Below are 10488 nucleotides of genomic sequence, written 5' to 3'. Positions count from 1 at the left end.
TCGGCGAATAAGCGGTTTTAATAAACGGAGCGCGGAATTTTAAACGCGGATGTTTTTAAACAGGCGTCAAGCTATCTCAATAGATTTTGCTTAAATATCGCTAGGATAACGATCGAATAGCTGGGTTCGTCTATTAGATACGGGATTACGAAACCCTTAAATACAAAATCTCTAATTTTATCATCGTCAAAGCTTTTTGATCTACGAAATTTATACGGCATAAAGCCAAGCTTGCCTGCTCGCGCAAAAAGCTCGTTTTTAAAATTTTCTGCCGCATCCCCTGAGCGCTCTGCGATAAATTCTACGATCTTGCTAAGTTGCGCGCGAAATCTTTTAGACTGGATTATTTTCAATTTTTCCAGCCCTTGCCTAGCTCCTCAAAACCGCTTAGATCGCCGTTCGCGTATGATTTTAAGTCCGCATCCATTCCGTTTTTTATCTCGTCGTAACTTTCGCCTGATCTAAACTCCGATAGAATCGTTTCTAAATTTTTCTCGCCGCTTAGAGTGATCTGCGCGGAGGGATCGATTTTTAAAAAAAGTTTCTTAAAAGTTTCGAGAGTATCGCGATCGACGCCGCTTTGGATCTGCATAGTGATCATTTTGGCTCCTTAAATTTTAGCGATTATAGCAGCTCATAGCTAAATTTAAAATTCCAACCGTTTTAGAGCCAAAGCTCGATAAAATTTTAAAATTTATGCCCGCTAGATCGAATTTCGCTTCCTCATATGAACCGTGAAGTGCTCCGACGCGTCCTTAAAGCCGCACTTTTGTAGGAATTCTCCGGCGCCCTCAGCCTTGTGCAGAGGGGTCACGACAAAGGTTGTGGTGTGCGCAAAGCGCTTATTAAAGGCATTCACGAGCGCCGTGCCGATACCGCGCCTTTGATAATCCTTATGAACTATCACGCAGTAAAGATAGCTCGTAGCGAAGTTGTCGCGGTCGCAAAACGCCTCCAGCACCCCCACGGTCTTGCCCTGCGTTTTGGCGATCGCCACGTAATCATAGGTGCGCCACACCCTGTATGTCTCGTGCGGCGGCACGGAGGCTGCGTTTTGCTCCGTATCCCAGCCGATCGAGACCATTATCTCATCCAGATCGCTAGGCTTAAAATCGGCGGAATTTTCTAAAATTTCAAACTCCATCTTCGCTCCTTAATTGAAATATCTTTTCAAATCGCAAGTATATCGCCGTAGCTTTAAAACGGCATTAAATATCAATTAGTGGCTCTTACGGAGAGGTTTAAATTTTAAAATTTAAAGGCGCGGCGGTGCGCGGTGCGCAATTTAAACCCAAATTTAAAATTCTAACCATTTACCGCAATTTGATATAAACTCGGCAAAATTTTCCCAAGGATCCCCGATGCAAACGCTTGATTTTCACGTCCATCTGCTAAGCAAGGAGGTGCGCTTCGACCGCCCTTACGACAGGCTCGCGCTGCGCCTTTTCGGCAGGCGCTTCGGCATAGACGTATCGCGCGCGATCAAAGAGCCCTATGAAGCCTATGTGGACGCTCTGCTCGGCGGGCTTAGAGCTTCGAAATACGTTAAAAAGGCGGTGCTTTTCGGCGTGGATGCTAAATTTAGCGACGCAGGCGAGCTAATCCATCGCGATAAGACCGTCTGTGCGGACAACGACAGCGTGTTTGAAATTTATCAAAAAAACCCTGATCTCATCGTGCCGTTTTTTAGCATCAATCCGAAGCGAGCGGACGCGCTAGATGAGATCGATCGCTGCTTCGAGCTCGGATTTAAGGGGGCGAAATTTTTACAAAACTATTGGGATCTGGATACGAGGCTGCCTCGCTACGTGCCGTATTTTGAAAAGCTCGCCAAGCTCGGCTTGCCGCTGGTGATCCACGTCGGCAACGAAAGCTCAGTGCCCAGCACTCGCCGCTACGAGGCGCTGGAGATGATCTACGCACCGCTTGAACTGGGCGTTACGACGGTGTGCGCACACATGGCGATTAACTACGAGTATTCGCATATTTTTCGTGCGCTCTCGCGCCGCCCGCGAAATTTCGGACACGATTATTTCGCGCTTCTAGCGCTTCTGCGCACGCACAAAAACCTCTACGCCGACGTTTCTGCTCTGATGACGCCGGTGCGCGCTAAGGCTCTGCCGCATCTGGCGAGCCAAACGGACGTGCACTCGCGCCTGCTTTACGCTTCGGACTTTCCGGTGCCGTATTCTGCGATATACAACACCTACGATCTGCGCCTGTCGCAGCGTATCGCGCTGCATAAAGAGCCCAACCCTTTCGATCGCAACGCGCGCGGACTGCTTGCGTATTTCGGCGAGGATAGTGAGCTGTGGAGCAATTACAAAAAAATTCTACCCTTTGCATAGATGGTGAAATTTAGAGTGTTGCGGTTAGAATTTAGTGTATTTGCAGCTTTTTTTTGCGGAGCGTCGCACGGCCGCGTATGTGCAGCGAACACGACGTAGCGAGCGCAAAAAACGTAGCAGCGATCGGCTCGGCGTAGTTGCGGAAAGCAAAGCGTATGCCGCTCGAATAGCAATAGAGAGCTGATTGAAGCATGCGCCGCGAAATTTCGCAGGACGAATTCCGCAAACGGTAATTCGCAAAATTCCGCATATTACGCCGCCGCAAATTCAGCAAATATCGGCTGAGTGCTCACTAACTGCTAAATTTTAAAATTTAAATCAAGCAGCACGTATAGTAGTATCAAAGCACTCTTCAGCGCGGTACAAATTTTGAAATTTCAGCGGTTTAAATTTTAGCTAGCAGTTACACTAAATGAAACGGTGAGATCATATACGGCGCGCGCTGCTGTTTAAATTTAGCTTGCAGGCACGCTAAATCCTAGCCGCGACATGATTTTGCTTTAAATTTTATAACAACGGCTCGCTTAAAATTTTAAACTACTAGCCCCGTACTTTTCTACGAAAATTAACAGCCTCTGCTCGCGATTTGCATCAAGCCGTTTAGCAAAATTCGGTGGTGGCTCGTTTGCGATTTGCACCCCACCCCATGCCACAGCGACGAGACGTCGCATGATTTACGCTCAAAACCGATTCGCACTTATCAAAGCCGCTAAAATATCAACGATGTTCTGTACCATTCGCGCCGAATTGCGCTGCACCATTCTTGTCGCATCGCTTGCGCTATAAATTTTTAGCACAGGTTTGTTTTAAATTTCATTGCATCGCACAAAAAACCATTGCGCGAGAAATTCTAACGGCGGCTCGCTTAAATTTACACTTCGTGCCGCTTCTTGGCTAGTTTCTTTTAATCTCTCACCGCACTTTATTCTGTCGCTAAATTTTAAAATTTCCCCGAATTTTAGGAATTTACGAGGCTTAAAAGTGCTTTTGAAATTCTTGCGATCTCATCTTGCATATGCCCGCCCGGATTTTGCTCAAACTCCGCTTTAGCGCCCGCACTGCGGCATTTGGCGATAAAATTTCGCGCCGTCTCGTCGCAGAGTGCTCCGCGCGGATTTTTCGGGTTCATCTCGGCCTCGCCCAAGGACGCGTAGACGTGCGCCAGCCCCCTTTGCGGCGAGTGCGCGGCGACGAAGGCGTCAAATCCGCCGAACCAAAACGACGCCGAGACGCAGGCGATCTTTTGAAATTTATCGCTTGCAAACGCCGCATACGCACTAAAAAGCCCCGCCAGCGAGTATCCCGCGCACGCTCGCCACGCAGGTTTGCCCGCGCCGAATACGTGCCGCTCGATACGCGGGATCAGCTTGTCTGTAAATTTTTCCAAGTGCGCCGTGCCGCCGCCTGCGAAATCGCGCACCCCCTTAAACGGCGATTTTGCCGCCCACGGGCTAAGCTTATCACCCCACTGCGCCTCGCTTAGATAGATCGCCGCAGGCACGAAATCCGCGCCGCTTTGTCGCGAGACGAGCTCGTAAATTTCGCCCACGCTATCCGCGCAAAAGTCCAAGGCGTGCAGGTAGATGATCGGCGGTGCGGACGCGACCTCTTTTGCAAAGGAGGGCGCAGGCGCAAAAGACGGCGCGTGCGGGGCGAAAATTTCTACGCGCAGGCCGTCAAATTCCAAACTTTGCATCGCTAAACCTTTAAAAGTTATTAAAATTTAATAGAATTTTGTGTAAAATCATCAAATTTAACACTAGAGGAACTTAAAATTGGCTTTGATCGAGCTTATCGATGTTACGAAAAAATTCGGCTCTCACGTCGTTTTAGACGGCGTAAATTTCGCACTGGACGCTAACGAGCGCGTCGCCGTGATCGGCAAAAACGGCGGCGGCAAGTCCACGCTGATGAAGATAATTGCAGGTCTGTGCGAGATTGACGAGGGACGCGTGATCACTCAAAACGGGCTAAACATCCAGATGCTCGCTCAAACGCCTAAATTTAACGAAAATCTCTCGGTCAAAGACGCGCTGCGAAGGGAGCTAGCTGAAATTTACGCCGCCCTTAGCGAATACGACGCGATCTCGAGCAAAATCGCCGCGCAGCCCGAAAACAAGGAGCTTTTGGCGCGCCAAGACGAATTGATTAAATTTATCGAGGCCAAGGACGGCTGGCAGATCGACAATAAGATCGAGCAGGTGCTGCAAAATTTCGGGCTTAAAATTTATGAAAACCGCTCCGTCTGTACGCTTAGCGGCGGCGAAATTCGTCGCGTGGCGCTGGGCGCGCTGGTGCTTAAAAAGCCCGATGTGCTGCTGCTGGACGAGCCCACGAACCACCTCGACGTCTATATGGTGAAATTTCTAGAGGAGATGCTGCTTAGCTCGAAGCAGACGATCGTTTTTATCAGCCACGATCGCTACTTCATCGACCGCTTGGCGACGCGCAGTATCGAGATCGAAGAGGGTAAAATTTCAAATTTCGACGGCGGATATGAGAACTATCTGAGGCGCAAGCAAGAGATGCTTGCTTCGCTCGAAAAGTCCCACGAGACGCTGCTTAAACAGCTGCGCGCCGAGGAGGAGTGGCTGCACCGCGGCGTAAAAGCGCGCCTAAAGCGCAACGAAGGGCGCAAGGCGCGCATCATGCAGATGAGGCAGGATGCGAAGAAAAACCCGGGCGCGATCCGTCGCGTGCGGCTCGAGCTGGAGCGCGCAAGCAGGGGCTTTAACGGCACGGGCGGCGACAATCGCAAAAAGATGCTTTTTGAATGCACGAATATCGGTAAAATTTTAAATGGCAAGGTGCTTTTTAAGGGCTTTTCGGCGCGGGTTTTGCAGGGCGAGCGTATCGGCATCGTAGGCGCTAACGGCGCGGGCAAAAGCACTCTGCTTAAAATTCTACTCGGTCGCAGTAAGATCGATGCGGGCGAGATCAAACGCGGCGAGATCAGGATCGGCTACTTCGATCAGACCCGCAGCGGCATCACGGACGATAAAAGCATAATCGAAATTTTCTGTCCCAACGGCGGCGATCACATAAGCGTCCGCGGCAGCTACATGCACGTATACGGGTATTTGAAAAATTTCTTGTTTCCGAAGGAGTTTTTAGATAAGCCCGTGGGCGTGCTTAGCGGCGGCGAAAAGAACCGTCTGGCGCTTGCCAAGCTCTTTACCGAGCAGTACGATTGCCTGATCTTGGACGAGCCGACGAACGATCTTGATATCGCGACGATCAATATTTTGGAGGACTACCTGTTAAGCTTCGAAGGCGCGGTAATCATCGTAAGCCACGATCGCTATTTCATCGATAAGATCACGAATAAGCTTTGGGTTTTTGAAAAAAACGGCGTTATCGATCAAATTCAAATGCCCTATTCGCAGTATCTGGAGTTTGAAGACGAGATGGCGGAGATTGATCAGATCGAGGCCGACGCGGGCGCGGGCGCGAGCGCGGACGAAGGCGGCCGCGAAAATAAAAAGGAAAAAACGAGCGCCGCGAAGCTTAGCTACAAACAGAATAAAATTTTAGAGGAGTATCCCGCTAAAATCGAGGCTATCGAGGCGCGTATAAAGGAGCTAAATCACGCGCTTTCGACCCCTGAAATTTATCAAAAGCTCGGGATGCAGGGGCTTTTTGAAGAACTTGAAGAAAAAAGAGGAACGTTAAACAGTATGGAAAATGAATATTACGAAGTGCTTTCGCTCGCCGAGAGCCTAAAGTAGGCGCGATGGTTTGGTTTTTGATCTTTTTATACGCGCTTTACACGATTTATAAAATTTCGCTCGATCTGCTTGAGCTAAGCTTCATTCGCGCCAAGCTAAAAGAGCCTGCGGTGGTGCTTAGCGAGGAGGATTATCGCAAGGCGGGCGAGGTCGGTGCGGTAAATTTAAAATTTAATATATTTTCGCACTGCTTTTCGTTTGCGGTGGCGCTTATTTGGATACTTGCGGGCGCGGGCGCGTTACAGCGCGCGATATATGATCTAGCTGGCGACGGGATTTTGGCGGGAAGCTGCTTTGTAACTGCGTTTTTAATCATCGGTGGCGCGATATCGCTTCCGCTTGAAATTTACAAAACCTTCGTAAAAGACAGACGCCTAGGCTTTTCCACGATAACGCCCGCCGTTTTCGTAAAAGACGCGCTAAAATCGCTCATACTCACGCTGGTTTTCGGCTTTGCAGTAGCCTCTGCGCTCGTTTTTTGTGTGCAGAGCTTAGGCGCGCACTGGTGGGTCTGGGGCTTTCTGCTAAGCTTCGGCGTAGTTTTGCTGATAAATTTAATTTATCCGACCGTTATCGCGCCGCTGTTTAATAAGATGCAGCCGCTAGAGCATGGCGAGCTAAAAGAGCGCATAGAGGGGCTTTTGCAGCGCTGCGGCTTTAAAAGTAGCGGCGTTTTTACGATCGACGCGAGCAAGCGCGACAAGCGCCTAAACGCCTATTTCGGCGGCTTCGGCGCGACGAAAAAGGTCGTGCTTTTCGACACGCTCATAGACAAACTTAGCGAGGATGAAATTTTAGCCGTTTTAGGGCACGAGCTCGGGCATTTCAAACACGGCGACATTTTGAAAGGCTTAGCGCTTAGCTTCGTACTTTTGGGCGCGACGTTTGCGGTATTCGGAAACCTTCCTGGGGGTGTATTTAGCGCGCTAGGACTTAACGCAGACGGCGGCGCGACACTGGTTTTTATGATTTTGTTTGCGCCGATTTTGCATGCGTTTTTTGAGCCCGTAATCTCCAAGATTAGCCGCATGCACGAATTTAGCGCGGACCGGCATGGCGCGAGCATGCAGGATAAAAAGAGCATGATCGGCGCGCTAAAGAAGCTGGGTAGCGAAAACAAGGCGTTTCCGCTCGCTCATAAAATTTACGCCGCGGTGTATCATTCGCACCCGAGCCTGTATGAGCGCATAAGAGAGCTTGATGAGGATCGCTGAGGCGCTAAGATGGGGCTTGGGGCAGTGCGGCTCAAAATACGTCGCGCGCGAAATTTTAAAGCTTTGCGAGCGACTTAGCGATGAGCAGCTCGTGCTAAAATGCTCGGAGGAGCTCGCGCATGAAGCGGAATTTCGCGCCAAGATAGCCGAGTTCAAAGACGGCCGCCCGCTTGAATACATCACGCAAAGCTGCGAGTTTATGGGCTTTAAATTTTACGTCGACGAGCGGGTGCTGATACCGCGCTGCGAGACCGAAATTTTGGTGAAAAAAGCACTTGCTTTGGCGCAGAGCTTGGGTGAGCCGCGCATTTGCGAGATCGGTACGGGCAGCGGCATAATCGCTATCTGCTTAAAAAAACTCCTTCCTTCTTGCCGCATTACGGCTAGCGACATCAGCGCGGATGCGCTTGAGATGGCGCGCGTAAATGCCTCAAATTTGGGCGCGGACGTCGAGTTCGTACACTGCGCCTACGCAGATGAGATCGCGGGCGAGTTTGATCTCATCGTCTCAAATCCGCCCTACATCGCAAACTCCTACGCATTGGACGCGCGCGTGCTGCAAGAGCCGAAACAGGCGCTGTTTGGCGGCGAGAGGGGGGATGAAATTTTAAAACGCATCGTGCTGATCGCCGCACGGCGCGCAAAATTTCTAGCCTGCGAGATGGGTTACGATCAAAAGCAGAGCCTATCGGCGTTTTTGCGCGAGCAGGGCTTTAGGGCGGAATTTTACAAAGATTTGGCGCAGTTTGATCGCGGATTCGTCGCGCGAAATTTAAACAGATCGTAGGCGCGCCGTGCAAAGCTCGCAACTACGCAGACTGCTTTATTACAAAGCGTTCGGCTACCGCTACGTAAGCGCTGAAATTTTAAGCGGCGGCGCGCGATTTTCCAAGGCGCTGGACGCGCTAAAATCCGCTACCGCCGAGTGCAATCTCTGCGAGCTTGCTAAAACGCGCACGAGCTCTAGCGAGCAAAATTTTAAAAATTTCAAAACTATCAAAAATTTTAAAGCTCCCGCGGGCGTAAAACTTATGATCGTAGCTCTTGCGCCGGGCGCTAGCGAGGGTCTTGGCGGCAGTTTGGAAGCTGAAGTAGCAGCGGCGCTAGATCAAATTTGCGCGCCGGAAGAAATTTATTTTAGCTTTTTGATAAGGTGCGCGGTGCCGCAAAATAGGCGCGTAAACTCGGAAATGATCTTAAAATGCGCGCCCTATCTGACTGATGAGATCAAAATTTTAAAACCCAAAGTCGTGCTTTGCCTAGGGGAGCTCTGCTGCAAAATCGTGCTGCGAAACGGCGATTTGGCGGGCATGGACGTGCTGCACGGCTCGGTCTTTAACGAGGGCGGCATCAGCTTCGTGCCGAGCTTCGATCCCGCATTCATCGCGCAAAATCCGAGCAAAGCGGAGCTTTTCAAAGAGGATCTACAAAAGATAAAAGGACTGCTGTGAGGCGCATTTTGGCGCTTTCTTTGCGCGCTATTTTGATTTTGCGCGCGGCTTTTTGCGCGGGCGCCTAGTTTGTGGATTGCGCCTATGCGGATGAGATCGCGGGCGAGTTTGACCTGCTTAAATTTTGCGGACGAGCGGGATTTGGCGAGGCAAAACACAGATTCGAACCGCGGCGAGTTCAAATTTAAAAGCGAGAAAATTTCATAAAGCGGCGGGGCAAGGTAAAATTTAACGCCATTGCAAAATTTCGATATTTCAAATTTTGTTTTCTATCTGGCTATCTCGGGGCGCGTGAGGGGTTTATGTCGCGGCGTAGCGTTAAATTTAAACCTTAACGCCGAGCGAAATTCTATGTCGTAAAATTTTACTAAGCTCGCAAATTTTATTACCGTCCAAGAGCTCTGCGTATTTTTGGATTTTATGCCGAAAAGCCGGTCTGTGCTATGTTTTCACCACGCGACTAGGTCAAATTTGAACCCGCGAAATAAATTTATCTCAAAGATTTGAAAAATTCTAAAATTTCGGCGCTAAATTTGATCGGCTTGCCGTCTTTTACGAAGGCGATCTTTACGTCTTGCGCGTATAAAAGCTCGCTGAAATCTACGTTTTTAATATCTTTGATCTTGTAAATTTCTTGCCGCAAAAGGGCGCTGGCGTTTTTGAGCGCGGCTAGGCTCGTGCGAATTTCAAGCGTATCGCCGAGGCGCGCGGGGCGGAGAAATTTAGCGCAAAGCTCGCTAACTACGAAGTGTGCGTCCGCGCGCGCGAAGTCCACTCCTGCCTGCATAAGTGCCTCGCTGCGCGCCCGCTCGCAAAATTTTATATAGTTGGCGTGATACACGATGCCCTGCGCGTCGGTATCTTCGTAGTAAATTTTAATCTGCATCGGCTGCGCTTTGCTCCGGTGCTGCCTTTTTTGTGGCGAGGGCGGGGAGGATTTTTGCGAAAAACAGCACCGTTTGAAACACGATGATGAGTTTCATGCACCATTCGCTAGCCGCGTGGATTTGGGCAAATTCCTGCGTCGTCGTCGCTTCTACACCGATCTTCTGGGCATTTATAACGTAGTCGGTAAAGTAAAGCACGAAAAGTAGGGCTAAAATGATATTTACGAGCGTCAGCATCAGGGTCGAAAGGCGCAAGCGAAAGGATTGCGATTTGTTGTTATTGAAATTTATCATCTCAAAAACGAGGCAGATGATCGAGACTGCGATGAGGATGCCGCCGTATTTTACGAAGATCTCGCTCATTAGCTTGCCGCTTTGAAAGTGCGATAGCACGCCCTCTCCGATAATCTGCTGCGGGAAAAATACCACGGGTGCTACGAGTGCGCCGAGCGAGAGCTCGATGCCGATAAGGGCCGCGATGATGAAGATATAGATAGAAAAAATTGCGCGCATAAAAGTCCTTTTAAATTTTGATAAATTTTAAATCGGACGTGATTATAGCGAAATCTTATAATCGCGCGCTTAAGCGTTTTGTAGGCGGATTTTTTGGCGAATGGGAGCGGTCGGCGGTCGCGAATTGCGGCATATCGCGATATAATCAAATTTTTTAGTTTGGATGCGGTCGTTTGCAAAATTTATAAAATTTTTACGGAGGCTGGAGATGAAATTTGTCTCAGGCGTGTTAAACATAAAATTTCATTATAAAATTTAAAATTTTCCAAATCGTTTTTTAAAATTTCTCTTGATTATTCAGCCCCCTTTAAGCATCGCTCTTGTATAATCACAATTCTGTTTCGCAC

11 protein-coding genes are annotated in these 10488 nt (G+C 49.4%); 5 read left to right on the top strand and 6 right to left on the bottom strand.

Annotated features, from left to right (window positions below):
• Positions 1 to 71: 71 nt before the first annotated feature.
• The 3 genes from Q0140_RS11955 to Q0140_RS11945 form a co-directional block, all read right to left on the bottom strand.
• Entirely contained in the window at positions 72 to 353 is a 282-nt protein-coding gene (locus Q0140_RS11955) for a type II toxin-antitoxin system RelE/ParE family toxin (protein WP_297964871.1), read from the bottom strand.
• A complete protein-coding gene (locus tag Q0140_RS11950) occupies positions 350 to 601 on the bottom strand; it encodes a hypothetical protein (protein WP_297900685.1) in 252 nt (83 codons plus the stop codon). Before Q0140_RS11950 ends, Q0140_RS11955 begins: the two co-directional genes overlap by 4 nt.
• Positions 602 to 703: 102 nt before the next feature.
• The gene (locus Q0140_RS11945; RefSeq protein ID WP_291939340.1) at positions 704 to 1144 is read right to left on the bottom strand and encodes a GNAT family N-acetyltransferase; all 441 of its coding nucleotides are present in this window, start codon (positions 1142 to 1144) and stop codon (positions 704 to 706) included.
• 217 nt (positions 1145 to 1361) lie between these two features.
• Between Q0140_RS11945 and Q0140_RS11940 the strand changes: the two genes are divergently transcribed.
• Positions 1362 to 2348 (top strand): amidohydrolase family protein, encoded by a 987-nt coding sequence (locus tag Q0140_RS11940; RefSeq protein ID WP_297964868.1) that lies wholly within the window; start codon positions 1362 to 1364, stop codon positions 2346 to 2348.
• A 958-nt stretch (positions 2349 to 3306) separates the two neighbouring features.
• Here the strand turns inward: Q0140_RS11940 and Q0140_RS11935 are convergent.
• A complete protein-coding gene (locus tag Q0140_RS11935; protein ID WP_297964866.1) occupies positions 3307 to 4044 on the bottom strand; it encodes an alpha/beta hydrolase-fold protein in 738 nt (245 codons plus the stop codon).
• A 79-nt stretch (positions 4045 to 4123) separates the two neighbouring features.
• Between Q0140_RS11935 and abc-f the strand changes: the two genes are divergently transcribed.
• From abc-f to Q0140_RS11915, 4 genes are read left to right on the top strand one after another with little or no spacing between them, the layout of a single operon-like run.
• Positions 4124 to 6076 (top strand): ribosomal protection-like ABC-F family protein, encoded by a 1953-nt coding sequence (gene abc-f, locus Q0140_RS11930; protein ID WP_297964864.1) that lies wholly within the window; start codon positions 4124 to 4126, stop codon positions 6074 to 6076.
• Positions 6077 to 6081: 5 nt separating this feature from the next.
• Positions 6082 to 7290 carry a M48 family metallopeptidase gene (locus Q0140_RS11925; protein WP_297964862.1) on the top strand — a complete coding sequence of 403 codons (1209 nt, stop codon included), beginning with the start codon at positions 6082 to 6084 and terminating at the stop codon, positions 7288 to 7290.
• A complete protein-coding gene (gene prmC, locus Q0140_RS11920) occupies positions 7277 to 8077 on the top strand; it encodes a peptide chain release factor N(5)-glutamine methyltransferase (RefSeq protein WP_297964861.1) in 801 nt (266 codons plus the stop codon). Before Q0140_RS11925 ends, prmC begins: the two co-directional genes overlap by 14 nt.
• 7 nt (positions 8078 to 8084) lie before the next feature.
• Complete coding sequence (locus tag Q0140_RS11915; RefSeq protein ID WP_297964859.1) at positions 8085 to 8741, top strand: uracil-DNA glycosylase family protein; 657 nt, start codon at positions 8085 to 8087, stop codon at positions 8739 to 8741.
• 490 nt (positions 8742 to 9231) lie between these two features.
• Here the strand turns inward: Q0140_RS11915 and Q0140_RS11910 are convergent, their stop codons facing one another.
• Together Q0140_RS11910 and Q0140_RS11905 are read right to left on the bottom strand one after the other, a co-directional pair.
• Entirely contained in the window at positions 9232 to 9627 is a 396-nt protein-coding gene (locus tag Q0140_RS11910) for a YbgC/FadM family acyl-CoA thioesterase (protein ID WP_297964857.1), read from the bottom strand.
• Positions 9617 to 10141, bottom strand: coding sequence for a DUF4149 domain-containing protein (locus Q0140_RS11905; RefSeq protein ID WP_297964855.1), 525 nt, complete (start codon positions 10139 to 10141; stop codon positions 9617 to 9619). Before Q0140_RS11905 ends, Q0140_RS11910 begins: the two co-directional genes overlap by 11 nt.
• Between the last annotated feature and the right edge of the window lie 347 nt (positions 10142 to 10488).

It is taken from the genome of uncultured Campylobacter sp. (assembly GCF_938045405.1).
In the GTDB taxonomy this organism is placed as follows: domain Bacteria; phylum Campylobacterota; class Campylobacteria; order Campylobacterales; family Campylobacteraceae; genus Campylobacter_B.
The sequence above is the reverse complement of the archived record's forward strand: the minus strand, read 5'-3'. Positions and strand labels throughout refer to the sequence as shown.